At 51.8% G+C, this 24,115-nt stretch carries 22 protein-coding genes; 10 read left to right on the top strand and 12 right to left on the bottom strand.

Translation table 11 applies throughout. The features are described from left to right. Window positions 1-33: 33 nt before the first annotated feature. From asnB to AB1656_17950, 3 genes are read right to left on the bottom strand one after another with little or no spacing between them, the layout of a single operon-like run. Window positions 34-1,995, bottom strand: coding sequence for an asparagine synthase (glutamine-hydrolyzing) (gene asnB / locus AB1656_17960; protein MEW6237272.1), 1,962 nt, complete (start codon window positions 1,993-1,995; stop codon window positions 34-36). Window positions 1,996-1,997: 2 nt separating this feature from the next. Beyond that, complete coding sequence (locus AB1656_17955; GenBank protein ID MEW6237271.1) at window positions 1,998-3,176, bottom strand: DegT/DnrJ/EryC1/StrS aminotransferase family protein; 1,179 nt, start codon at window positions 3,174-3,176, stop codon at window positions 1,998-2,000. 6 nt (window positions 3,177-3,182) lie between these two features. Continuing rightward, window positions 3,183-4,157, bottom strand: a complete 975-nt coding sequence (locus AB1656_17950) for an NAD-dependent epimerase/dehydratase family protein (protein MEW6237270.1) — start codon at window positions 4,155-4,157, stop codon at window positions 3,183-3,185. A gap of 421 nt (window positions 4,158-4,578) precedes the next feature. On the opposite strand from AB1656_17950, the gene AB1656_17945 reads away from it, so the two are divergent. Then, window positions 4,579-5,520, top strand: coding sequence for a hypothetical protein (locus AB1656_17945; protein ID MEW6237269.1), 942 nt, complete (start codon window positions 4,579-4,581; stop codon window positions 5,518-5,520). A 110-nt stretch (window positions 5,521-5,630) separates the two neighbouring features. Here AB1656_17945 and AB1656_17940 read toward each other — a convergent pair whose 3' ends face one another. From AB1656_17940 to AB1656_17925, 4 genes are all read right to left on the bottom strand, one after another. After that, window positions 5,631-6,713, bottom strand: a complete 1,083-nt coding sequence (locus AB1656_17940) for a family 20 glycosylhydrolase (GenBank protein MEW6237268.1) — start codon at window positions 6,711-6,713, stop codon at window positions 5,631-5,633. A 133-nt stretch (window positions 6,714-6,846) separates the two neighbouring features. Then, window positions 6,847-7,815, bottom strand: a complete 969-nt coding sequence (locus AB1656_17935; protein MEW6237267.1) for a sugar phosphate isomerase/epimerase — start codon at window positions 7,813-7,815, stop codon at window positions 6,847-6,849. Between the two features lie 966 nt (window positions 7,816-8,781). Further along, complete coding sequence (ggt, locus tag AB1656_17930) at window positions 8,782-10,557, bottom strand: gamma-glutamyltransferase (protein MEW6237266.1); 1,776 nt, start codon at window positions 10,555-10,557, stop codon at window positions 8,782-8,784. 485 nt (window positions 10,558-11,042) lie between these two features. Then, entirely contained in the window at window positions 11,043-12,431 is a 1,389-nt protein-coding gene (locus tag AB1656_17925) for a pectate lyase (protein MEW6237265.1), read from the bottom strand. A gap of 270 nt (window positions 12,432-12,701) precedes the next feature. On the opposite strand from AB1656_17925, the gene AB1656_17920 reads away from it, so the two are divergent. The 4 genes from AB1656_17920 to AB1656_17905 all read left to right on the top strand — a co-directional run bounded on the left by AB1656_17920 (window position 12,702) and on the right by AB1656_17905 (window position 14,016). Beyond that, window positions 12,702-12,935: a hypothetical protein gene (locus tag AB1656_17920; protein MEW6237264.1), complete on the top strand. Its 234-nt coding sequence runs from the start codon at window positions 12,702-12,704 to the stop codon at window positions 12,933-12,935. Then, a complete protein-coding gene (locus AB1656_17915; GenBank protein ID MEW6237263.1) occupies window positions 12,932-13,189 on the top strand; it encodes a type II toxin-antitoxin system RelE/ParE family toxin in 258 nt (85 codons plus the stop codon). Before AB1656_17920 ends, AB1656_17915 begins: the two co-directional genes overlap by 4 nt. Before the next feature lie 201 nt (window positions 13,190-13,390). After that, window positions 13,391-13,666: a DUF433 domain-containing protein gene (locus AB1656_17910; protein ID MEW6237262.1), complete on the top strand. Its 276-nt coding sequence runs from the start codon at window positions 13,391-13,393 to the stop codon at window positions 13,664-13,666. 2 nt (window positions 13,667-13,668) lie between these two features. Next, a complete protein-coding gene (locus tag AB1656_17905) occupies window positions 13,669-14,016 on the top strand; it encodes a DUF5615 family PIN-like protein (GenBank protein ID MEW6237261.1) in 348 nt (115 codons plus the stop codon). A gap of 465 nt (window positions 14,017-14,481) precedes the next feature. On the opposite strand, the gene AB1656_17900 is transcribed toward AB1656_17905, so the two are convergent. From AB1656_17900 to AB1656_17885, 4 genes are all read right to left on the bottom strand, one after another. After that, complete coding sequence (locus tag AB1656_17900; protein ID MEW6237260.1) at window positions 14,482-14,676, bottom strand: hypothetical protein; 195 nt, start codon at window positions 14,674-14,676, stop codon at window positions 14,482-14,484. 135 nt (window positions 14,677-14,811) lie between these two features. Next, window positions 14,812-16,041, bottom strand: a complete 1,230-nt coding sequence (locus AB1656_17895) for an anhydro-N-acetylmuramic acid kinase (GenBank protein ID MEW6237259.1) — start codon at window positions 16,039-16,041, stop codon at window positions 14,812-14,814. A 165-nt stretch (window positions 16,042-16,206) separates the two neighbouring features. Then, complete coding sequence (locus AB1656_17890) at window positions 16,207-16,569, bottom strand: DUF5615 family PIN-like protein (protein MEW6237258.1); 363 nt, start codon at window positions 16,567-16,569, stop codon at window positions 16,207-16,209. Beyond that, window positions 16,569-16,811 carry a DUF433 domain-containing protein gene (locus tag AB1656_17885; protein MEW6237257.1) on the bottom strand — a complete coding sequence of 81 codons (243 nt, stop codon included), beginning with the start codon at window positions 16,809-16,811 and terminating at the stop codon, window positions 16,569-16,571. The genes AB1656_17890 and AB1656_17885 overlap by 1 nt, the downstream gene beginning before the upstream one ends. Before the next feature lie 223 nt (window positions 16,812-17,034). Here AB1656_17885 and AB1656_17880 point away from each other — a divergent pair, with 223 nt between their 5' ends. Further along, entirely contained in the window at window positions 17,035-18,477 is a 1,443-nt protein-coding gene (locus AB1656_17880; GenBank protein MEW6237256.1) for a sodium/solute symporter, read from the top strand. After that, the gene (locus AB1656_17875; GenBank protein MEW6237255.1) at window positions 18,474-19,766 is read left to right on the top strand and encodes a serine hydrolase; all 1,293 of its coding nucleotides are present in this window, start codon (window positions 18,474-18,476) and stop codon (window positions 19,764-19,766) included. Before AB1656_17880 ends, AB1656_17875 begins: the two co-directional genes overlap by 4 nt. Window positions 19,767-19,799: 33 nt before the next feature. Here the strand turns inward: AB1656_17875 and AB1656_17870 are convergent, their stop codons facing one another. Next, the gene (locus AB1656_17870) at window positions 19,800-20,456 is read right to left on the bottom strand and encodes a hypothetical protein (GenBank protein ID MEW6237254.1); all 657 of its coding nucleotides are present in this window, start codon (window positions 20,454-20,456) and stop codon (window positions 19,800-19,802) included. Window positions 20,457-20,827: 371 nt separating this feature from the next. Here AB1656_17870 and AB1656_17865 point away from each other — a divergent pair, with 371 nt between their 5' ends. From AB1656_17865 to AB1656_17855, 3 genes are all read left to right on the top strand, one after another. Beyond that, window positions 20,828-22,288, top strand: a complete 1,461-nt coding sequence (locus AB1656_17865) for a CCA tRNA nucleotidyltransferase (protein ID MEW6237253.1) — start codon at window positions 20,828-20,830, stop codon at window positions 22,286-22,288. A gap of 259 nt (window positions 22,289-22,547) precedes the next feature. Continuing rightward, window positions 22,548-23,612, top strand: a complete 1,065-nt coding sequence (locus AB1656_17860) for a glucose-1-phosphate thymidylyltransferase (GenBank protein MEW6237252.1) — start codon at window positions 22,548-22,550, stop codon at window positions 23,610-23,612. A gap of 165 nt (window positions 23,613-23,777) precedes the next feature. Beyond that, window positions 23,778-24,115 (top strand): PIN domain protein (locus tag AB1656_17855; protein MEW6237251.1); only part of this gene is annotated, 338 nt, incomplete at its 3' end.

The following is a 24,115-nucleotide window of genomic DNA, read 5'->3' as shown; positions in this document are numbered from 1 at the left end:
ATAGTTATCGGCGTAAACTTTTGTTCCTTAACTTTAGCCAAGGGCGGCAAGGCAATAGGATTTATCCATTTGGGGAAGATTCGCAGAAGAGGGGGAAGAGAAAGCGTTTTGGGGAATCGGTTTTTCCAGAAAAATCTTGCACCACCATTCGAAGCATAAAAAGGACCAGATCAACAACCGATAATTTTTTTTGCCTTCGACGTGATCGTCGATGATGCGCTGGACGTAAGCCGGTTGCAGATAGTCTCGCGATGCGGCCTTTTTATCGAGCAGGAGATTCTTCACGTAGCCCATCGTTTCGCCGCGATACCAAGATTCTTCCGGCGAGCTGAATCCCTGCTTTTTGCGTAACGCCACTTCTTCCGGAACCATGCGGCTCATCGCCCGCCGCAGGACGTTTTTGCCATCGTCGCATTCGACGTAGTATCGCCGCAACTTGCGCAGTTCGTTTTCGTCCAGCCGCTTCATCTCCGTCAAGTTGCGAAGCTTATACCGGATGGGAATTTTCTGGGCGAAGGCGACGAGATCGTTGTCGAGGAAGGGGAAGCGCTCTTCCAGTCCATGCGCCATCGTCAATTTGTCCCCGACGACGAACAAGCCTTGCAGAAAGGTTTTGCTTTCGAAGTAGAGGGAGTTGGCGATATGGTCTTCGGGCGTGGCGTAGCTGAGATTGTTGAGTTTGAAGACGTTGCGGAAGGTTTCGAAAGTGTCTCGCCGTTGCACCTTACTCCAAAGAGCCGATGTGAAGAGGCTCTCTTTCTCTTCTTCCTGCACCAGGCGCTGCCAGAAAGAATAATATTGCCTATAAAAATCCTCACGGCCAAGAGAGTGAAAGATGCGGTAATAGCGCCAGGGATACCCGGCGTAGAGTTCGTCGCCGCCGCTGCCGGAGAGGCAGACCTTGACGAATTTCGAAGCCAGTTGCGCGATGTAATAATGGGGATAGCTCATCCCGATGCGCAGGTCTTCCAAGTGATAAATGATTTTCGGCAGCACCCAGGAAATATCCTTGGAACTAAGCACCATTTCGTAATGCCGCGTCTTGCAGGCATTGGCGATCAGTTCCGCCTCACGACGTTCGTCGTACTTGGCTTCCACGCCGTCCACGCCGTGCATGTGGAAGCCGCAGGTGAACGTGGAGAGATAATCGATATTCTTCGAGGCGATGGTAACGATAGAGCCGGAATCCAGGCCGCCGGACAGATAACTCCCGATGGGCGCATCGGAAACCATTTGCCGCACGACGGCTTGTTGCAAGAGGCGCACCGTCTCTTCTTCCGCTTCCTGCTCGCTCATTAAGAGATCGATGGCTGTAAATTTATAATCCCAAAAGCGCGACGTTTGAAAATCTGAATCTCCTTGATGAATGCGGAAAATCGAAGCAGACGTCATCAAGTGGATTCCCTTGAACAACGTCGAACTGTTCATCATGTTTTGAAACGTGAAATACTCGTTCAAGGCGTCGGGATCGACTTCCACCCGCACGCCGGGATAGGCTAGGATGGCTTTGATTTCAGATGCGAAGAGGAGAGTATTTCCTTCTATCCGCCAATAGAGCGGCTTGATTCCATAACGGTCGCGCACCAAGTAAAGGGTTCGCGTCCAAGCGTCCCACAAGGCGAATGCGAACATGCCGTTCAATCGTTGGACGAAATCGATTCCCTCTTCTTCATAACCGTGAATCAACACTTCCGTATCGGAGCGGGAGAAGAAGCGATGCCCTTTCGCTTCCAGTTCCTGGCGCAATTCGCGGAAATTGTAAATCTCTCCGTTATAGACGACGGCGATTTGTTTATCTTCGCTCAACATGGGTTGGCTGGCGGCGGTTGTCAAATCGATGATCGCCAGGCGCCGATGCCCTAGCGCCAGGTTGCCATCGAGATATACGCCTTCGCCGTCGGGTCCCCGATGCGCCAGGGAATCCGTCATGCGCTGAATGCACGCCCGTTCGGCGGCTTCGCCTGATAGATGGAATATTCCCGCGATTCCGCACATGATCAAATGCGCTCAAGCCGCTTTAGACAGTCCGCGACGTAAGCGATCTCCTTTTCTTCCATGCCGCAAAAGAGCGGCAGCGTCAGGCTTAGCCGGTCGGCCAGCAGCGATTGGGGATAATCCATTTCGTTTAAACCGTATTTATGGCGATAATATCCCAGCGAGTGGACGGCGTGGGTGCCTTGGCGGACGGAGACGCCCGATTCTTCCAAAGAGGCGAACATCCGGTTGCGTTTGCGGTTCAATTCGTCCAGATCGGAAAGTTGCGGCGGTCTTTTATCGCCGGGGGACATCAGCGCGACGTAGGATTGATAGGCGTGCTGGGCGCCGTCCGTTTCCTGCGGCGTACGCAGCCAGGAGAACTCGGCGAGTTGGTCATGATAACGCGCGGCGGCCTGGCGGCGTTGGGCGAGGATAGCGTCGGCCTTCTTCATTTGCGCCAGGCCGATGGCCCCTTGAATATCCGTCATGCGGTAATTGTATCCCAATACGTTGAAATCGGGCAGCAACGAACCGCCTTTATCTATATGGCGTTCCAGGTCGGATCTCGACGCGCCATGATTGCGCAGGCAGCGCGCCGTTTCCGCGAGGGCGGTATTATTGGTTACCAACATGCCGCCCTCGCCAGTAGTGATGGCTTTGCGGGGATGAAAGGAAAAAGCGCTGGCGTCGGCTTCCGTACCCGCATGGACGTTGTTTCGGCGGGCGCCGAAGGCGCAGGCGGCGTCTTCTAAAATCCAAAGGCGATGTTTCTGCGCCAAGTCTTTCAGCCAGGCGTAATCGAGCGGCCAGCCGAACAGCGAAACGGGAACGATTCCCTTCGTTTTGTCCGTAATTCGCCGTTCCGAATCGCGGGGATCGATGGTGAAGGTATCCAGATCGATATCGCAAAACACCGGTTTAGCGCCGCAATATTCCACGGCGTTGGCGGTGGCGATATAGGTAAAACTAGGAACGAGCACCTCGTCGCCCGGGCGAACGCCCAACGCCAACAATCCCAGATGCAGCGCTGTGGTGCAGCTGGAAGCGGCGACGGCGCAGGCGGCGCCGCAGAATTGGCGGAATTGCTCTTCGAACGCTTGCACGTTCGGCCCTTGCGCCACCCAGCCGCTTTCCAGCGTGCGGGCGATAAGTTCCAGTTCGTCTTCGTCGAAAACCGGTTTTGTGATGGGCAATAGCACGCTTTTTTACCGCCTTTCCTTCCTAGCCAAATCCTGTTTGCGCCATTCGATCAGCGCTTTCATTCCCTCGCGCAAGTCCACGCTCCAGCAGAAGCCCAGATCGCGCTCCGCCGCCTTGGGACAGCCGACGCGGTTTTGCACGAAGGTTTGTCCGGCGGGTACATAGCGAACAGCCAAGTTGGAATCGGTCAATTCCACTAACAATTCGGCCAGTTCCTTGATGGAGGTCTTGATCCCGCGCCCAACGTTGTAAAACCCGAAGGGGACGGACGATTTCAGGGCGCAGACGTTGGCGAGGGCGACGTCGCGGACATAGATAAAATCGTAGGATTGGGAGCCGTCGCCGTAGACCACCGGCGGCTCGCCGCAATCGAGGCGGTCGAGAATTTTCATCATCACGGCGGTATAGGCGCCGTGGTAATCCTGCCGGGGGCCGTAGACGTTCATGTATCGTAGTCCGACGCCTTCCAGGCCGTAGCGTTTATGGTACGCCTTGAACATGTGCTCGCCCGCGATCTTCGTAGCCCCGTAGAATGTCCAATTGTTGTAGGGATGTTCTTCCGTCATCGGCTCTTCTACCGCGTCGCCGTAGACGCTGGCGGAACTGGAATAGATCAGCCGCTTCACTCCATGCTTGACGCAGGCGTCGAGAACGTTCCAGGTTCCCCGGATATTCGTTTCGAAAGCCGATTGGGGATACTCGTGGCAGTGCAGCAGCCATAGCGCCGCCAGGTGGATAACGGCGTCGCGCGATTTGATCGCCTCGCCGAGGATGTCTTTCTGCAGAATGTCGCCGCCCAGTTCGAAAATCCGGCAGCGCGGATCCTTCAACGCCTGCGCCAGATTTTCCCGCGAGCCGCGCGAGAAATTATCGTAGACGGCGACCTCGCGCACGTCTTCCTTCAGCAGTTCCTCCACCACATGCGAGCCGATCAATCCGGCGCCGCCGATGACCAAAATATTCTTGCCGCGAATGTCCATGAATACGGTTTCCCTCGAATATTACAGCTATGATAATATACCTTTTCGTCTACCGTGCTACTCTATTTTCGACTTTTTCTTGGGAATCTTCACTTTTGGGGAAAAATGAAGGGGGGGACGATGGCGGATGGCCTATCCCAGCAATCGTTCGATTGATTCATTATGCGCGGCTATTAATATTTTATTAATTTTTTGTTTTATTGTTGATTTAATTCCTTTTTTATGATATATTCCATGATATCTATTCTGCTGCGCCTTTTTGTTGTCCATATCGATTATTAGGTGGTGATAACCGATAAAATATACCTAAACCATAAACTTTCTAATCGCCGATAGGAATGAATCAACGGGAAGGACCATCTTCATGGCGAAACTGATTAGCAGCACGTTCAAGGTCGTGGTTGGCGAGTAGGAGGAAAAGGTGGATGTCCAGCCCGTCAATCCCAATTCCATCCAAAAGAAATCGTCAAGCAACGCATACGTTCCGAGTGTCAAACCAGCTGTGAGCATCGTCTCTCTGACAGATTCGGATGAACTCGTTATCGCCAAAGGGGACGCCAACGGCTATCTCGCCAATCCGTCCGATCTCTCCACCTGCGCCGTCGAAGCGCCGGGAAATGGAACTTATCCCACCCGCTTTCTTTATTACTTCTCCGCCCGGCGGTCTGCAGGTCATGAGGAGCATGGCGGTTCGTCGGATGTCGATTCGCCAGATTGGGAATATGGCGCCAGCAGCCGAGTCGTCGATTTTTATAATGCTTCCTCGACGAATATTTACAACGCTTCGGTCAACGACATTACCAGCCATATCATGAAGAACGCCAATAGCGAGGCGATTCAGGTCATCGGCCCCAGCAGCAACGCCGCGCGGGATTTCGACGATCATTGGACGGGGTTATCATCGGTGCTCTATAACGAATTGAGTGACACAACCAAAACGCTGCATGGATTCTACTACGCAGAAGATCACTTCCAACACGAAGAAGCGGACAATAACCGCAGCGGAGCGGGAAGCGAACATAACGCCGCCATGAAGGTCTACGCCGGCATTGGTTATTCTCGATCATCTGGAACGGGGTACGGGCGAGTGTTTACGAAGATCAACAGCATGGTACCGGAAATATCCAATCCGCAGATCACCAGCAGCAGCGCCCAGATTATTGCCTACGCTACGCCGGAAGAACAAATCAAGTTTGATCTATACAATCAATTTGGCTGCGCCGACCCATCAGTCGTCAAAGCCACGGATGACGATCCGGCAAAAAGTATTGATGATGCAATTGGGGGACTACCTATTGTGGTGCAGGCATTTTGCCTGCGGTATATCTTGTGCAGGCTAGAAGCCCGCACCACACAAAATTGACTTTTTGCCGTTCCGTCATATATTGTATAATGTTGTCAACCAGATATTATATCCCAACTTTCTTTTTATACATTCATTTTAATAAAATTATTAAGTTGAAAATCACGCGATTATTTCCCCTCTCGGATGGCGGCGAAGAGTTTTTTGAAGCAGTCGGCGGTTTCGCGGGCGTTGCGGCGTGTGGAGGCTTCTTCCGCATAATAGGCTTTGACGAAACTGGACATGCCGCACCAGGTAGTATGCAGTACGCCCTGCATTCGGTTGGCGACGAGTTCGTTGGCGTTTTGGCGCACGGAGCGGATCAAATCCAACTGGCCGAGCGCGACGTCCGCCTTGCGCCAGGGGGAACTGACGACGTTGAAACCCTTGAGGGCGAAATAAGGCGCGGTGGGGGCGGCGAATTCGTAATGCCAATCGCAAATGACGATGTCCTTGGGAACCAGGTCGATGGCGGGAGCGGTTTGGTTCTTGCTTCCTTCCCACTCGCCGACGCCCGTCGTCTCGCCGTCGAGAAAACGGTCGCCCCACATCCATAGAACGCGATTGGATTCGGCGAGATGATCGCGCAAGATTTTCACTTCGCCCGCGAAGAGTTCGGCTTTGTTCTTGCTTTTACAGCGGGGGCAATCGTCATCGCCCAACAAGAAGACTTCATCCATTCCCACGTGAAAAGCCTCCGCTTGGCAGACGTCAGCCAGTTCGTCGATAAGGGCGAAGACGACCTCGTGCACTTTGGGGTGAAGCGGGCAATAGCTGCGGCAGTAGATGTCTTTATTGTCGGGGTATTTGCCAGGCGTTTCGTCGAATTCAGGATATTTCGTCAACAGAGAGAACGTATTCTTAGCCCAGGATTGGTGGCCGAGGCAGTTGAATTGGGGAATCAATTTCACCTTAGCCTCGCGGCAGGCTTCAACGATGCTGCTCACATCTTCTTTGGAGAGAGCGTTCGGCGAAGCCAGCTCAGGGTGGGAGGCGAATTGATAACTGTAATTGAATTCGATGACCAGGTGCGTAACGCCTTCTTTGGGCAGCGCTTCGCGAATGAACTTCAGGCACAACGGCAAATCCTCTTTGCCCGGCGCTCCGCAATGAAGGCCGCGAATGGGGAGGACGGCGCGGTTCTCTTCGCCGAAGGCGGCGAGGGCGATGGTTAATAGGGCGATTAGGATCGTTAAAAGGGAATATTTTTTCATGGGATTGCCTTTCTATTCATAATTGTTAGTTGGTAATAACCAGTATAGCGGGACTCGCTGCGTCGGCGATGGAAACAACCCGCCCCTCGCGGACATGCGCGAGGGGCGGGTTTAATCTCACGCTGGAAAATCCTTACGCCAACGCTTCCTTGCAAAATTGAACGCATTGGGTTACTTCAGCCACGGCGTCCGAACCTTGGGGAACATCATATTCCAGCTCGATATCGGCGGGGAACGTCCATTTTTCTTTCTTCATCAGCTGAAGAATAGCCGCTACCGGCGTATCCCCCTGTCCAAACGGCGTGTTGGGACCGTTGTTGAGTTTGCGATCCTTGATGTGAAGGCTGAGGATGCGTTCGTGATATTTTTGGAGGAACGCAATGGGCGATTCGTTGGTTCCGGCGAGGTAATGCCCCACATCGAAATTGATTCCCATATATTTGCTATAAGATAAGATTGATCCGTCGTACGTCGTCGGCTTGAGTTGGGTATGGTTGTGAAATCCGATGACGATTTGATGCTTGTCGGCGAATGGCGCCAACCGCTTGGCCGCCTCTTCTGAAAGTTCGCGGGTGATTCCTTTGGCGCCGAGGGCTTTGGCCGCGTTAAAGTAGTAATCGATCTCTTCGTCCGGCATGTTCCCGTCGCCGATATTTCCGAACTTGACGATATGAATATCGACGCCCGCGTCGTTATATAGCTTGCGCAATTCTTGGTATTTATCCATCGGCGCCGACTTGCGCCATTGGCGAATTTCTTCTTGCTTTTGCTGCATGACTTTTCTTTGTTCATCCGTCATCTGTCCACGGCGGGCGCCCGGGCCGGGAAAGGATGGTATCCCAGCGAATTGTTCCGCCGGTTCGCCCATCAACTCGACCGAGCTGATTCCGCATTGGGTAATGTACTTGAGCAGATCCTGCGCCGAGCCGGGCAGGCTGCGGTAACTGTAGGTAATAACTCCAATCTGCACGCCGTTGAAATCGGAGTTGGGCTTATCCGCCGCCCGCGCCGCAACGCTTCTCAACAAAATTGGAGAAGCGGCCGCCGCGGCGGTTCCTAAAAACCGCCGTCTTGAAATCGTCATCGCGCATTTTTCTATCATTGTTTTTGCTCCCAACGTAATTGTAATCGTTCGCAGCCGTCTGCCGAGAACGGATCGATAGGTGGTTTTGTTTATTCTTTCATAGTGGAATGCAGTGCGTAAAGGGGGGGCGGATTTATACATGATTGGCGGCGAAAAAGGATTTCTCGCGTGGTTGGCGGGCTGCACTTCGCTTTAAGCCTACCCTATGCAACTATAAATCCCAAAACGCGATTCGAAAACAAAGCCGATTTTACTCTCGATACGCTCATGGATCCGGCGTAAAAAAATGTTCGGGAGGGATTGACTTGTTTCTTTATGTTTATTATACTTAACAAAAGATTTAACAAACTACTTTATGGTTAATTGCAATTCTTTTGTTTGTATAGCAAATAATACTACCCCATCCAGCGAGATGCGAAGACATCTTAATGCGAAGGAATAGCAGCGGAAGAAAGTAGAAGCGATGGCGGCTGCGCAACCTATCGAAGATCGATTGCGGACTTTTTTGGAAAAGGAACGAGAAAAAAGATGAGATGCGAATTATTTTCGCAAAATCCCATTGGAAAAATCTGGCTTTGTTCGGAATGCGATCAAATCCATATCCGTTATGGGAACATCGTTGCCAATGTGGACAGAATGTTTGCGGAACATGTACTTTTAGATTCGCCAGATATTGTCTCCGGAGATGGCGTATGCGGCGAATGCAATCATGTTCATCTCTGTTGCGGATGCGCAACGCTTCATTTGAACGCCGATAGTTACTATCGATTCGTCGATGCTCTCGCGCGAATAATCTCCATAAACGATTCGCTTGATTTTTCGGAATGGGATCGATCATTACCTAGCCGCCGATTCATTCTATAAAGGCGTTGGCCGAAGTTCACCGCGGCGGCAAGAGCAAGGTTTTTTCTGCCCTTGACGAATCCATGAGTTGCGTAGGGTGGGCTCAAAGCGAAGCGCAGCCCGCCATTTTCTTTACGCCATTCAATACCCCGCCGCGCAGCCGTCCTTGCGCGGATCGGAACCTGCGAAGTAGCGCAGGGGATCGTCTTCGCGCCATATCGCTTGGTAGCCGCCGTACATGCCCGTTCCCACGCTGGCGATTTTGTGCCCCATCTCTTCCAGGCGTTTAATGACGGCGGGTTCGATGCCCGCTTCCAGGCCGATGGTTCCGCCCTGAACCATGCCGCCGCCCCACGGATTGGAACTGCCGTAATGCTCCACGCGCGGCTGTTCGCCCGCCTGTTGGATCGATAGGCCGAAGTCGATGATGTTCATCAACACTTGCACATGGCCTTGCGGCTGCATATCGCCGCCCATGACGCCGAAAGCGCAGCGGGGACGTCCCTCGCGGGTGACGAAGCCGGGGATGATGGTGTGGAAGGGGCGCTTGTGCGGTTCGAGACGGTTGCGATGGTTGGGATCGAGGCTGAAACTGCGCCCCCGGTTTTGCAGGCAGAAGCCGAGACCGGTCGGAACCTCGCGCGATCCCCAGCCGTGATAGATGCTCTGAATCAGGGAGACCATGTTGCCCTCGCCGTCGGCGGCGCAGAGGTAAATGGTGTCCTGCGACCCATCCAGCGCGCCGGGACGTACATCCACGGCGGCGCGGCGGGGATCGATACGTTTCACGCGCTCGCGGGCGTAGTCTTTGGAAATAAGCCAGGCGATGGGGACGTCCGCCTTGGCGGGATCGGCGTAGTAGACGGCGCGGTCTTCGAAGGCCAACTTTTTGGCTTCGATGAAGAGATGCAGATGCTCGGCGCTGTTGGGCTGAAGAGAGGCGATTTCGAATGGCTCCAGCAGGTTGAGCATTTGCAGCGCGGCGATGCCCTGGCCGTTGGGCGGAATTTCCCAAACGCCGTAGCCGCGATAAGAAGTCGAAACCGGCTCCACCCATTCCGCCGTATGATCCCGCAAGTCTTCGAGGCGCAGCATTCCGCCGCGCTCGCGAGAATATTGATCGATGCGCTCGGCAATTTCGCCTTTATAGAAAGCGTCGGCGCCGTCGCGGATGAGAATTTCGAGAGTGGCGGCGAGATCGGGATTGCGGAAAACCTGGCCGTATTGCGGCGGCTGGCCGTCGGTGAGATAGGTTTGCGCTGCGTTGGGGTAATCCTTGAAATCCTCCGCCGCGCCGGAAAAATAGCCGCCGATGATTTCGGAAACCACGAAGCCTTCGCAGGCGTATTGCACTGCGGGAGCGAGGACTTCTTTGAACGAGAATTTGCCGAAGCGGCGCAGCAAGGCGTCCCAGCCGCTGACGCAGCCGGGAACCGACCAGGTCAAAGGGCCGAGCACGGGCAGCTGGCTGGTGAAGCCCGCCTTCTTCGCAGCGTCCAAATTCCAGGCGTAGGGCGAACGGCCGCTGGCGTTGAGTCCGGCGAGTTTTTGCTCCTTCTCGCTCCAGACGATGGCGAAGAGATCGCCGCCGGGGCCGCAGCTCATCGGCTCGACGACGCTCATCATGGCGCTCATAGCCACAGCGGCGTCGATGGCGTTGCCGCCCGCCTGCAAAATATCGACGCCCGCGCTGGCGGCGAGAGTTTGGCTCGCAGCGCCAACGCCATTGCGGCAAACGACGGTAGAACGGTTTTGGTTGCGTCCGCGCAATTTGTTTTGATCGATGAAACCGGGCGTTCCCACAATCCTACCCTTCATAGGCGACAAATCGTTCGCCGCAGCCGTTAGCATAGAAAAATCCGCCTGCGATAACAGGCTAAGATTGGCTCCTGAAATCATAAAATCACGGCGATTCATAGCGATCCCCTATTCATACGATCTCAAATCGCATTTTTATGATTTTATACGCTATCATTTTTGACGAGGTTGCAGGAAGGGGTGTAAGTCAGTTGCGCTGTGCGGTCTCACTGCAAAGCGCAGCCCGCCATTTTCTTTGGCCATTGATTACACTATTAATGTCAGAATCGGGATACACAGGGTTCTCAGATAAAAGCATCCTTGTCATCCTTTCATCCTGGGTATCTTGATTCAGAAAAAACAACGGCGACGCGAAAAATCATATACTACGCCGTTACTATCAGTTGAGACCATGACGCGATAGCGGTTGCCAAAGAGCGCGCCATTTTCGGCAATTTCCACTGCCGTAAGAGCCGTTGCGTACGAGGAAAGGTCGAAAATCTCTATACCGACAAACGTCAAAAATAGGAGTTTGAGGTTGTTCCGAACCGATATCTTTCGCTACCATGTCACGCAAATGGCGCAAGCGAGGGTTCCGGATGATCTCAATAAATACTGTTTAGGTATTTCTCCAACATAGTGTAACCATCGTTAGCAATACAATTTCCGTCGGAAGCATCGTTGGTATTAAGATTGTTCTTCTTTTCCCAATCATCGGACATCCCATCGTGATCGGAGTCGGCAGGGGCTGGGGCGCTTTTTAATTCGGGCCAGCCGCCAACATCATTCTGAGAATCAATGATGCCGCTCTTACTTGATTCGTCTTGCATTGTATTATTTTGTTTGTAATTTGGTCCTTCATAGGTTGCAAAACCATTCCGAACTTCTTCGATAATGCGCGCGTCAACCGCATCGCGTTTGGGCAAGGTAGCGCCTGCATTTTCAAGAACCGAGAGATATGCCTCCTCTGCCGTTTGCTGAGAAATGGGCATGGATGGCCACGGTTCATTCATCTTAAATATTCGTACTGAATCAGCAGGTTGAACGCCGCCATCCCAATTATTTGCCGAAACGGCGGCATTACCCTCTATAACATTGTCGGCAATATACCATTGGCCAGCATCAGCGGCTCCATTGCGCGCCGTAGGCTCTGCTATTCGGTGCGAGACCTCGCCGGTTTTCGTGGCAGGTCCTGGCTTATAATAATTGGCCGCCATATTTATCCTCGTGAAATTAAATTGGGGATTCCCCGATTGCTGTTTTTCACCGCCATAGCAACTTTGATATCCCCAGTTATATAACACGTTATTTCGATAATCCGTATTTCCGCATCCCGAAGCGAAACGAGGATTTCTGCTGGAGTGATGCGCCAGAAGGTTATGATGGTAGGTGCTGTTGTTGCATCCCCATATTCCGCCAAATCCATGATGTCCTTTGACATGGTTGGATTGAAATAGACTTTCGGCGATCAAGCACCATTGAACCGTTACGTTCTCACAGTGATAAATAGACATCACCTCGTCAATGCTCCAGCTGGCCGAGACATGGTCTAAAATGAGGTTCTTATTATATCGGCTTGAAATGGCATCGGCATCGGTGCCCGATTCGTCTCCCAAGCGCACTCGAATATATCGAATGATTGCCTCGTCGGCGCCAATCGATAATGGATATCTTTTAATGGAAATCCCATCTCCTGGCGCGGTTTGTCCGGCTATGGTGATATAGGGATTGCGAATCGTTAAATTGCTTTTTAAGTCTATCGTGCCTGAGATCCTAAACACAACGGTTCGCGGTCCTTCCGCTTCAACTGCGGCTCGTAGGCTGCCTTCGCTAGAATCATTTAGGTTCGTCACCTCGCATACCTTGCCGCCTCTTCCACCAACCGTATATTTTCCATGCCCTTCAGCGCTGGGAAATGCCAGTTGCTTCTGGGCAAAGCTAGATGAAATACTAAAAAGCAGTATGGCTATTTGAGAAAAATTTTTATAAATCATGATTACCCCCTTGATTCTTGAAATCGATGGGTCAAACAACGCGACCCATCCTACGAAATTATACAGGTTATTATATTGCAGCATATCGCAACAATACGCCAGCGTCAACATGAGTTTTTTATTTCCAGAAAATGGCCGGAGATAAGGCGGGCGGATTTTCGATTTCAATAAAAATTTATTGAGAAAACAGTGCTTTCGAATATACTATAATCGCTGGCTCGAACGGCGTGGGCGCGCTGTTCGAGGGAAATTTATTGGAAGGTTATATTCATGAATCCATCCGCTTCGTCTGCTGAAGTTAAAGATCGTCTTCGCTGTCTGGTTGACCGCTTGCCGGACGCCGAACTTCCCATCGCTTTGCGTTTTATGGAATTTCTCCTGCTTCAACCCACCGAGATTCCTGAAATCGATGACGAAAGCGACGTCCAACTCGCTCTCGAAGCCTTATCCGATCCGGTCCGCATTCCGTTCCGAGACATTCTCCAGGATGAACGTTCGTTGTGATCTACGAGTTATTACTCACCCGCGCCGCTAAGAAAGACCGCGAGAAAATAGCGCTGGATTCTAAACGGCGCGTGGATGAAGAACTCGCGCTTCTTGCATTGAATCCGCGCCATTATGGAGTCGAAAAGCTCAAAGGCGTTCATTCTCTATATCGCGTCCGTAGCGGCGATTACCGCATAATTTTCTCCATTGACGATCATAACCGAAGCGTAGAAATTGCCAGAATAATTCCTCGAAAAGACGCATATCGTTAATTTCCCTTATAAAAATGAAATCGCATTCCTTTCCCGCCGGGTACGATTTTGCCGAGAATGACCGGCCTTTCCGTTTATCAAGCCGATTTGAAAAACATTCATGGTTGGGCGGGGCTTAATCTACTTGCCAAACGTATACAGAATTCTATACTGTTTCTTGAGACGGTGCGATTTTTATTTCTGTTTCGAAAGAGCAGTCCTATGAACCAAGCGACCGAACATTGCTATATAGTAAGCGACGATCAAGTTCTGAATGGCGAGCCAATCATAAAGAATACCCGTACTCCTGTCCGGGCGATCGTAGAATCGTGGCGTCTTGGCATCCTTCCCGAAGAGATTCCGCAGCATCTCCCGCATCTGACTTTGGCTCAAGTGTTCGATGCGCTGAGTTATTACAGCGATCACCAAAACGAGATTAACGCCTATATCGAAAAAAATCGCATTCCAGAGGACATGATTGATCCTCTAGTCCGGTAGCGATGAGCCGCCTTTTCATTGAATTGTATCTGGACGAGGATATTGACGTACTGGCCGCCGAATTATTGCGCAGCCGGGGATTCCAGGTTCTCACAACGCAAGAAGCCAACCAACGCGGCGCCTCCGACGCCGATCAATTATCGTATGCGGCGCGGCATGGCAAGGCGATCGTTACGCATAATCGCGTTCATTTCGAGGCATTAGCGAAAGAATACGCAACCCAAGGCTCTTCTCATTACGGCATCATTATTGCCGTTCGCCGTCCGATTCATGAACTTGTGCGCAGGCTTTTGCAGATTCTAAATCATGCGGCGGCCGATGAGATGGAGAATCAAATACGATATATCTGATATTTCGCCATGCGCCTTTTCCGTCTTATCAGCGTTTTCATTCGCAACGCAAAACGGGGAAAGACGGGAAGGCTTGTCAGACTCAGGATGGCCAGGATTTGCAGGATTCTCAGGATAAAGGGATTCTGGCCATTCTATCATCCTGGAATGAACGGCAAAGTTGATAATATTACGATCTTTCCGTTTTGCTGGATGGCGCGATATCTCTCGCATCGTGAATAAAAGCGAGAATCTCAACTCTCGCTTCAAAAACTTCGTAAATCATCCGATATCTCTGAACGAAGATCTCGCGAATCGATGGTTGTTAAAATTCGGGAACTATTCTTCCCCTTTCGCTCATAACCGAAAGCGACGAGGCGGAGGCAAGCGCGTTTTCCAGGAGATTTTGGGCGGCCGTCAACGAATCTTGCGCCATGAACTCAACGGCGGCGTCAAGGTTATCGCAGCCTTGCCGCGTCCAAATTACTATTTTGCTTCGGCGAGCCATTTTCGACGCAGCGCTTGGGCGACTTCCTCATGCGATATGGTCCGGCCCGCTTGGGAGTCGGCTTGGCCTTTCGCGACGGATTGCATTACGTAAAGATGATAAAGCACATCATCCATACTGCAATCGTCGGATAAGCGGTCAAGCAAGTCTCTGACAGTCTCTTTTGTTTGCATTGTTCTCTCTCCTCGATAAAAGCATACTACGAATTACGCCGGTTGAGTAGATAGGGGTAGGCGGAAAAGGCAAGACTTTTTCTGCCCTTGACTTCACTCTTAATGTTAGAATCAGGATATTCTACAACGCCATTATTATCCGAAATGAAACTTCATCCGTTTCCCGCCGGGGGCGATTTTACCGAGGATAACGGGGCTATGCGCTCCAGTGGCGGATGGGACGTTGGCGGGGATGTTGTGCAGCGTCGCGAAGGCGAGGATGGCGAAGCCTGCGGCTTCTTTGGCGTCAGCGGGCAGGCCGAATTCGTCGATGGCGCGCCATTGCAGTTCGGGAGCGGCCGCTTGCAGCTTTTGCAGGAGGAAGGGATTCTTGGCGCCGCCGCCGCTGACGATGACCTGCTTGGGTTGGGAGAGGAGATAGACGAAATCGCGATAGGCGCGGGCGATGGATTGGGCGGTGAGTTCGCAGGCGGTGGCGAGGCGATCCGTTAACAGCGCTTGGGGCGATTGCTCAACGAACCAATCGACGAAAGCTTCGCCGAAGAGCTCATGGCCAGTCGCTTTCGGCGGCTGGATGGCGAAATAGGGATGCGTAAGCGCCGCCTGCAGCAGCGCAGGGATGACCCGCCCTTGGCGGGCTAACGCGCCATCGGCGTCGAAATGCTGGCCGCTGCCGCTGCGGCGTATTAAGGCGTCCATAATCATATTGCCGGGACCGGAATCGAAGGCGAGAAGGATTCCATCGCGCCGCAATAGCGTACAGTTGGCGATGCCGCCGATATTCTGGCAGAGCCGGTCTTCATCGGGATGCGCGAAGAGAAAAGCGTCCGCGAAGGGGATGAGCGGCGCGCCCACGCCACCCGCGACCATATCCCGCACACGAAAATCGCCGACGGTGAGAACGCCGGTTCGTTCGGCGATGACGCAAGGATCGGCGATTTGCAGCGTAGAGGGCGTGCGCCAATCGCGGGCGGGATCGGCGCGGGGGATATGATAAATGGTCTGGCCGTGGGAGCCGATGAAATCGACATCCTGCATAGAAACGCCCGCCCGCCGCGCCGCTTCCAACGCCGCCTCGGCGAAGAGTTTTCCCAATTCCATATTCAACTGGCAGACCAAAGGTGTTGACGATTTCGTTGGATTCATGGCGAGAAGAATGCGCTCGCGCCATTCGGGCGGAATTTCCTTTTCTACATAACCCATTAATGTTATGGGAAGATCGCCGCAAGGAGCGAAGCGAACCACGGCGGCGTCCACGGCGTCTATAGATGTGCCCGACATGAGGCCGATTCCGAGAAGAGGCTGGCGGCCCGCGGCCTGGCGGAGTTGGCGGCAACCATCAAACAGGGTATAGTCTACGGACATTGCTATAACATTCTCCACATTCCACGATAGACGAATCGCCGCAACAAACGGCAACTTTATTATGGCATTCGGCGGGAGAGCAAAAGATAACACAAATTTATCGACCGATCCGTTTTGCTTTTCGGTGCGATTAACGGTCCTAACGGCAAGACATCGTCCGCTAAATTAATCCGGCGCATATTCGCGAATTCGGTCATGGTGAACGATCCACAATTTACCTTGAATGTCCTGAAGAGAAAATCCGCGAATCAAGCAACAGCAAGCGGCCTTTATATCATTCCATGTTGGGCGGGTGGAAAGACGCAAGACGGCGATGCCGCAATATTTCGTCGGATCGAAAACCAGAGGATTGCTGAAATCCATATCGAGAGTGACGAGACAACGCTTTTCAACCCGGCAAACCGAAATGATGCGCCGATCTTCTGCGCCCGCCAATCCTTCGGCGCGAACGGTTTCTACGTCATGACCAGCATCGCGAAAAAACTTAGCCGCTGAAGCCCCAAGATTTTCATCCAATTTCAATCTCATCAATCCGCTTCCATAGAAATGGGAACATACCGCTCGCGCGACATTTCTGCGCCGTAAGCAAGACAGGCGCGGATGTCTTCTTCGGTTATCTCATATTCCCGCATAAGTTCCTCGTTCGTCATGCCATCGGCTAGAAGATCCAGCACCAACGAAACCCATATTCTGCGGCCTCGGATGCAAGGTTTTCCAAAACAAACGAGAGGATTGACGGCTATGCGAGAAAGCAGTTCGTCTTTTGTCATCGTAGAACCTCGGCTTGCGTCTCTAGCAATAATAATCAAACAAATTCCGTTGTAATTATAGCGCATCTCGATATATGAAAGGAAATAACTTCTTGGAAGAAAGAGTAAGATCGTCTATGAATTATTTTTACGTATTCATCTTGAACTACAGTTAACGAGCTTGCATCATTCGTCGTTAACCATATTATGAAATCCGGCGGGAGATCAATGGAACGGGAGAATTATGGAACCAATCGCGTACTTTATATTGATTCTCTACTTCGCAGCGCTGGTTTTTATCGGCGCTTTATGCTCGCGCAAACAGGATTCGCTGTCTGAGTTTTTTCTGGCGGGGCGCACTATGCCCGCTTGGGCGGCGATGGCGGCGGTGGTGGCGACGGAAACCAGCGCCGTAACGTTTTTGGGCGCGCCCGCCATGACCTTCGCCGAGGGGGGCGACTTTTCGTTTTTGCAAGCGGCGTTCGGCTATATCGTCGCCCGCATCATTCTGGCGCTCTATTTTCTGCCCAAATTTTTCGAACGCGAGATCGTAACGATCTACGAATTCATCGGCCTGCGGTTTGGCAAGCGCGCGCAGAAGACGACGGGTCTTTTTTTCTTCGTTACGCGATCGCTGGCGGCGGGCGTGCGCCACTTTGCAGCGGCGCTGGTGATTTCGGTGATTTTGAAAATCGATCTGACCTCGGCCATAATCGTTACGGGTATCGTTTCGTTGATTTACTCCTATATGGGCGGCATTTCCGCCGTCATCTGGACGGAAGTTTTACAGCTTGTCGTCATGATTGCGGGCGGGATCGTCGCTTTCTTTTATCTTCTGCACTTGGTTCCAGGCGGATGGAGCCAGATTATCGCCGCAGGAGTTGCGAATCATAAATTCACGTTCATCCATTGGGATTGGAATCCATCCGGCAATTATTCGCTGTTCATCGGCGTATTGTGGGGAACGTGCCTCAGCCTGTCGTCGCATGGCGCCGATCAGGATATCGTGCAGCGGCTGTTGGCCTGCCGCAATCTGCGCAGCGCCCAGACGGCCATCGTCGGCAGCGGCATTTTCGTTTTTTTCCAATTTCTATTTTTTCTTTTCATTGGCGTGATGCTGTTCGCCTTTTACGGAACGCTGCCGCCAGACCTGGAAAACGCCAACCAGCTGCTGCCTTATTTCTCCGTGAAAAACATGCGTCCGGAAGCGTCGGCTCTGGTGATCGCCGCCATTCTCTCTGCCGCCCTGTCCAGCACGGCGTCGGCGCTCAATTCGCTTTCTTCCACCTCGGTTAACGATTTCATATTGGCCTGGCGCTCGAAACAGTTGGATAGCGCGCAGTTGGTGCGAATATCGCGAATATTCACTTTAATATGGACAGTGATCCTGATCGTAATTGCTATCCTAGCCAGCGGTTCGCAAAATATCCTGGAAACGGGTTTGAGCATTCCCAGTTATACGTCCGGCAGCCTGTTGGCGGCTTTTCTTCTGGGCATTTTTACTCCCTTGCGCCAGCAAAATGCGATCATTAGCGGCATGTTTGGGGGATTGATTGTGGTGTTATTCTTATCGTATTGCGGTTATCCCTTTACGTGGTTCATCCCCGCCGGAACCGCCGCCGCCATACTGACGGCGTACGGCGTCGAATGGGTGATGAACCAACGCCATACTAGCGAGGTGAAATGATGCGTTATCTTTTCTATTGCCCCTTTTTCTTTTTGTCTCTATTCGTCGCGAACGCCGGGGGACAAGAGGCGGATCCTCTGCCTTGGACAACGGCGTGGGACGCGGGCATGGATATCGAATTCATCAATAAAGCCTTCGACGAAGTCGATAAAGTCATCCAAGCCAAGGGCGCGCCGGGAGCGGTGGGGGCAATTATCAAGGATGGCAGTTTCGTAGCGCGGCGGGCCTTGGGAAACATGCAGAGTAACATAATCTATCGCTCGGCGGAGACGGGACAAATTACGTATACGCCCATTCCAGAGCCAATGCTGGAATCGACGCTGTTCGATTTGGCTTCCGTTACCAAGATGATCGCTACGACGACGTCGATGATGATTCTACTGGAGAGAGGTAAGATCGAACTCGACAAGCCGGTTTGCGCCTATATTCCCGAATTCGGAGCGCGGGGCAAGGAGAAGATCGCCGTACGGCATCTCTTAACCCATACTTCCGGCCTGCCCGCTTGGTTTCCTTTTTACTTGGATTGCGTCAACCGGGAAGAAGTATTCCAGATGATTTACGAAGACGTCGACTTGGTTTACAAGCCCGGCGAGAAGCGGATATACAGCGATTTGGGTTTCATCACGTTGGGGCGGCTGGTGGAAGTCGTATCCGGCGAGCGTTTGGATCGGTATGCAAAAAAGAACATATTCGAGCCGTTGGGAATGAAGGATACGACGTATCTGCCCTGGAAGCGCGAACGTCTGTACTCGGCGCCTACGGAATACGATCCCTTGCGCAACCGCGCGCTGCGGGGAATCGTCCATGACGAGAACGCCCGCTCTTTGGGCGGCGTTTCGGGACATGCGGGACTGTTTTCTACCGTGAACGATCTGGCCGTTTTCGCGCAGATGCTTCTCAATAAGGGTGAATTCAAGGGCGTAAGGATTTTATCCGAAAAAACCATCGAGACGATGTTGACGCCGCAGATTACGGACGAAGCGATGAAAAAAGGATCTGGCTTCCTGCAAACGCGCAAGCAATTGTTGGGATGGTGGGGGATGGACGACGCCGTCACCATCGGCGATATGGGCGGGCTGCCCTCCGTCAAAGCATTCGGCCATTCGGGCTTTACGGGAACGATGATCTGCATCGATCCGGAGCATAAGGCGGCGGCGATTCTGTTGACGAATGCGGTTCATCCCCGGCGGGAGGATACGCAGAAAATGAAATTATATAATGGATTTTACTTGAACGTAAGCAAGTCTCTGGTTGGGGAAAAGAACGTAAACGCCGCCCCGCAAGATTGAAACGCGGAGCGGCGCAGAAGCGGCAAAAGCGATTTATTGATCGAATAAGTTCCAACGATCCTCAATGATTTGGCCGATATCGATCGAAGAGGGCGTGAGTTGATCGAGCGAAAAATCCTCTTCTTCGCAAACGCTCAAAGCGAAGGGATCGACTTGATCTACTATAACGGGCGAGACGTAAGACGGCGAATAGGCGCCCCGAGCCAGCCAGAAATCGGCTTTGAGAAAATCGCCGAAATTATGGAATTTGCGGCTCATGCCGATTTTGAATTGGTAATTGGATTTGATGGTTATTTTATTTTGATCGTTTCTGGTACTCGTTCCTTCGCTCCCCGATGGGAGTATGCCGTAATCCATTTCGTAGGGTTGGCGCTTAAAAATTTTCCCGCTGCGGACTGGCCGGATTACGTTATTATAAAACGCCGATAAGTCGTCGGCGGCGTCGGAAGCGTAAAGGTTGAAACTTCCGCCGATTCCGAGAGGCAACAAGGGTTTTTTGATAATAGGCTGTTTCGCAATTCCTGAATTTGTACGGGCTATGCCGGAGGAGAACGCGCCGGATTTCATCGTCTCGTTTGCGCTATGGCGGGAAGATGTTGCGCATCCGCTCAGGAAAAAGCCTAAAAGACCGGCGGCAAGAAACCAAAGACCAATAGTTTGCGTGTAACGTTTTGTGGCAATTGGTCGCATAATAGCCTCCCGTAAATGAGATTGACTCTATGTCGAATTGAAAAAGGGCATTCTATTCTATTACTACGTAAATGCCAAAGAATTTCATTATCGGCATTCAACAAATATCATATCACGTAGAAGAACTTTCAACACAATTTTTTCGCCAAGGCGCTATTCCAACGCCGTTTTTATGTAAAGAAAAATATTTATAAATTGCCATCCGCTGGATAGGCTGGCGGGGGAAAACGATGCAATGCCCTTTGGCGTCCCAGCATGGATGGATTTATCTTTAATAACGTACAGGATGCTTCATCATAACATAAAAATGAAGAAATAGCCGATTAACGGCTGCGTAATCGTTATCGGCTTCTTCATGAGGAAAGTTTAATATGTTCGAATTCGACCTCTCGCGTCTGCCGGAGCCGCCGGTGAAATTAAACGAGATTCTGAAGCCGGCGAAGACATTCGTTGTGGGGGGAATTTTGCGGGACGCGATTCTACTCGCGCAACAACGAGGAGAGACGGTTATCCGGGAAACGGCTGGAGGGGATTGGGATTTAGCAACTCCGCATCCTCCGAAAGAAGTGCTAAAGCGGTTGCGGAAAGCGAAAATCGCCGCCGCTCCTATCGGGATCGAGCATGGAACCGTGGCCGCTATCATAGACGATAAGCAATATGAAATTACAACGTTTCGTTACGATCTAAAATATCCCGACGGACGCCATCCAGTTGTACAGTTCGCCGATTCCATCGAAGAAGATTTGCGGCGGCGGGATTTTACGGTCAACGCCTTCGCGCTGGATATGGAAACGGGGAAGATTCTCGATCTTTTCGGCGGCGCGGAGGATTTGCGGGCGCGGCGCATCCGGACGGTAGGCGATCCGGAGACGCGCTTCCGGGAAGATTACTTGCGGATGCTGCGGGCGGCGCGCTTCGCGGCCAAATTGGAAGGAGAGATCGAGGGCGAGACGTTCGCGGCGATGCGGCGTTCGGCGGCGCTCATCAGCGGAATTTCCGCCGAGAGAATCCGTGACGAACTGATGAAGATGCTGACCTACCACAAGCCGTCGCATGGCTTCATTCTAATGCATCAATGCGGATTGCTGCGCTATATCCTGCCGGAATTGGAGGCGGGATTCGGCGTGAGGCAGAACCGGTTCCACTCCCATGACGTGGCCATGCACATTTTGCTCTCAGTAGATGCCTTGCCGCCGGATTATCCCCTTGATCGCTTCGCGACGCTAATGCACGATTTGGGGAAAGTGCAGGCCAAGCAATATCAGCCATTCAAGGGGGATTACGTTTTTTACGGCCATCAGTACCTCAGCAAGAAAATGACGAAGCGAATCATGCGCCGCCTGCGCTTTTCCAACAATGAAATAGAGACAACGTCCGCCATTGTGGAAAACCACATGTACAACCTGAAACCGGACCTGTCGCAACCAGCGGCGCGGCGGTTTCTACGCAAGTTGGGGCGAGAGAATGTGGATGGATTCTTGCGGATGCGCATGGCCGACCGCAAGGGAAACCAATTCAACGCTGACGGCTACGAAAAGGGAATTTTTCACTTCGTACGGACGGTACGAGCTATCGACCGGGCGGAAGATGCGCTGACGGTGCGGGATTTGGCCATATCGGGACACGATTTGATTCAGATGGGGCTTACGCCGGGACCGGTTTTTTCCATCATCCTCGATCAATTGCTGGAGGAGATCATTGACGATCCCAGTCTCAATAACCGGGAATGGCTGTTGCAACGCGCCCGCGGATTCGCGGAGGAATTTTGGAAGACGGGAACCATCGCCATACCGGAAAAAACGCCGATTCCCGATGAAGAGAAAGAAGAGTAGCGGCGGCGCAGAGAACGCCCCTTCCCGCCGCCATCGTTTTTTTCTAAGATGCAACCGGAAATCAACTGAAGCTCATGCAAAATTGATAAAATCCGTTTTATATTCTCCCCCCAAGTTTGGGGGGAGCTAGAGGGGGGTTGATTTTGTTTGACTTTAAACAACCCCCTCCTAACCTCCCCCAAGCATGGGGGAGGAATAAAGGAATTTTGCATGATGCTCACTGCATCCGGATTACTTAACATTGGCAGGGGGACGCATCATGAAAGCCATTATTCCATGCGCAGGCAGAGGCAAACGTCTGCGGCCATTAACCTTCACCAACTCCAAGCCCTTAATACCTATCGCCAATAAGCCGTTGGTGCAATACGCCATCGAAAAAATCAAAAAAGTCGGCATCGAAGAGATCGGCATCGTCGTCAGCGACAATACCAAGGATATGCAGCAAGTGCTCCACGACGGCAAAGAATTCGGAGTGAAAATTTCCTATATCCAACAGGACGAACCGCTGGGCATCGCGCATACGATCAAGGTTTCTCAGGATTTTTTAGGAGATTCGCCCTTTGTGATGTACCTGGGCGACAATCTGCTTCAAGAGGGATTGGAAGAAGGCGTCAGGCGCTTCAAAGAAAATAAGAGCAATGCGGTTTTATATCTCTCCAAGACGGATAAACCACAACTCTACGGCATCGCCGTAGTTAGAGACGACCGAGTCGTCCGGTTGATAGAAAAGCCCAAAGATCCACCCTCCGATCTGGCCGCCATCGGCATTTACATTTTGGACGCCAGCATCCATGAAGCGATCGACAAACAGAGACCCTCTGCGCGGGGCGAGCTGGAAATCACGGACGCCTTGCAAGGGATCATCGACAATGGGGCGCAAGTGGAGTATTGCATCCTCAGAGGCTGGTGGATCGACGCGGGGAATCCGGACGACATGATCGAAGCCAATAGGTTAGTGCTTCAGGATTTGAAAACGGACAACCAGGGCAGCATCGATCCCGATTCCGACATCCGGGGCGAAGTAGCGATCGGAAAGGGAACGCGCATCGAAAAAAGCACCCTGCGCGGCCCAGTGATGATCGGGAAGAATTGCACGATCCGCGATTCGTTCGTCGGCAGTTTCACGGCCATCGGCAACGGCTCCGTCCTGGAGAATTGCGAGATCGAATACAGCGTGGTGATGGAGAATTGCGGAATTTGCAACGTGGAGCGACGCATCGACAACAGCATCTTCGGACGCAACGTCCGCATCTCCAAATCGGAGCGCAAACCGAAATCGTATAAACTCATCCTCTCGGACGACAGCGCCGCCGAATTGCCGTAAAGGGAAGTTTTTTCGGGTAAAATAATGGAGTAATTTAAATAACATCTTAATCTATGAACCTTCGTTCATAAAGGGAGAAGATAATCAAGGCGGAGTAAACCGCGAAGAAGTCTATTCATAAAGCGTCAAGTAAAGAATATTGCATGAACAAGGGATAAAGGATTAATGAAAATATATTTGGATAATTGCTGTTTTAATCGGCCATTCGATGACCAATCTCATATCAGAATCAGACTCGAGTCCGAAGCAAAATTGAAAATTCAAGAAGAAATTCGGGCTGGCAATTTAAATTTAGGTTGGTCGTATATTTTAGATTATGTGAACAGTAAAAATCCCTTTCATGAACGAAAAAATCAAATCGGCGAATGGAAAAAATATGCAATAAGTAATATTCACGAGACAAAAGAGGTGATTGATAGGGCAATTTCTATAAATCAGATGGGTTTGCAAAAAATCGATTCGTTGCATCTCGCCTGCGCCATTCTAACTAAATGCGAGTATTT

It is taken from the genome of Candidatus Omnitrophota bacterium (genome assembly GCA_040755155.1).
Taxonomy (GTDB): domain Bacteria; phylum Hinthialibacterota; class Hinthialibacteria; order Hinthialibacterales; family Hinthialibacteraceae; genus JBFMBP01.
Note: the sequence above shows the minus strand (reverse complement) of the source record. Positions and strands in the feature narration are given on the sequence as shown.

Coding starts and splice junctions, on each gene's coding strand:
- AB1656_17865 (MEW6237253.1), top strand. CDS start 20,828: ATGTTCGAATTCGACCTCTCGCGTCTGCCGGAGCCGCCGGTGAAATTA.
- AB1656_17860 (MEW6237252.1), top strand. CDS start 22,548: ATGAAAGCCATTATTCCATGCGCAGGCAGAGGCAAACGTCTGCGGCCA.
- AB1656_17940 (MEW6237268.1), bottom strand. CDS start 6,713: ATGAAAAAATATTCCCTTTTAACGATCCTAATCGCCCTATTAACCATC.
- asnB (MEW6237272.1), bottom strand. CDS start 1,995: ATGTGCGGAATCGCGGGAATATTCCATCTATCAGGCGAAGCCGCCGAA.
- AB1656_17935 (MEW6237267.1), bottom strand. CDS start 7,815: ATGATAGAAAAATGCGCGATGACGATTTCAAGACGGCGGTTTTTAGGA.
- AB1656_17875 (MEW6237255.1), top strand. CDS start 18,474: ATGATGCGTTATCTTTTCTATTGCCCCTTTTTCTTTTTGTCTCTATTC.
- AB1656_17910 (MEW6237262.1), top strand. CDS start 13,391: ATGAACCAAGCGACCGAACATTGCTATATAGTAAGCGACGATCAAGTT.
- AB1656_17895 (MEW6237259.1), bottom strand. CDS start 16,041: ATGTCCGTAGACTATACCCTGTTTGATGGTTGCCGCCAACTCCGCCAG.
- AB1656_17905 (MEW6237261.1), top strand. CDS start 13,669: ATGAGCCGCCTTTTCATTGAATTGTATCTGGACGAGGATATTGACGTA.
- AB1656_17880 (MEW6237256.1), top strand. CDS start 17,035: ATGGAACCAATCGCGTACTTTATATTGATTCTCTACTTCGCAGCGCTG.
- AB1656_17920 (MEW6237264.1), top strand. CDS start 12,702: ATGAATCCATCCGCTTCGTCTGCTGAAGTTAAAGATCGTCTTCGCTGT.
- AB1656_17885 (MEW6237257.1), bottom strand. CDS start 16,811: ATGACAAAAGACGAACTGCTTTCTCGCATAGCCGTCAATCCTCTCGTT.
- AB1656_17870 (MEW6237254.1), bottom strand. CDS start 20,456: ATGCGACCAATTGCCACAAAACGTTACACGCAAACTATTGGTCTTTGG.
- ggt (MEW6237266.1), bottom strand. CDS start 10,557: ATGAATCGCCGTGATTTTATGATTTCAGGAGCCAATCTTAGCCTGTTA.
- AB1656_17900 (MEW6237260.1), bottom strand. CDS start 14,676: ATGCAAACAAAAGAGACTGTCAGAGACTTGCTTGACCGCTTATCCGAC.
- AB1656_17925 (MEW6237265.1), bottom strand. CDS start 12,431: ATGATTTATAAAAATTTTTCTCAAATAGCCATACTGCTTTTTAGTATT.
- AB1656_17890 (MEW6237258.1), bottom strand. CDS start 16,569: ATGAGATTGAAATTGGATGAAAATCTTGGGGCTTCAGCGGCTAAGTTT.
- AB1656_17950 (MEW6237270.1), bottom strand. CDS start 4,157: ATGGACATTCGCGGCAAGAATATTTTGGTCATCGGCGGCGCCGGATTG.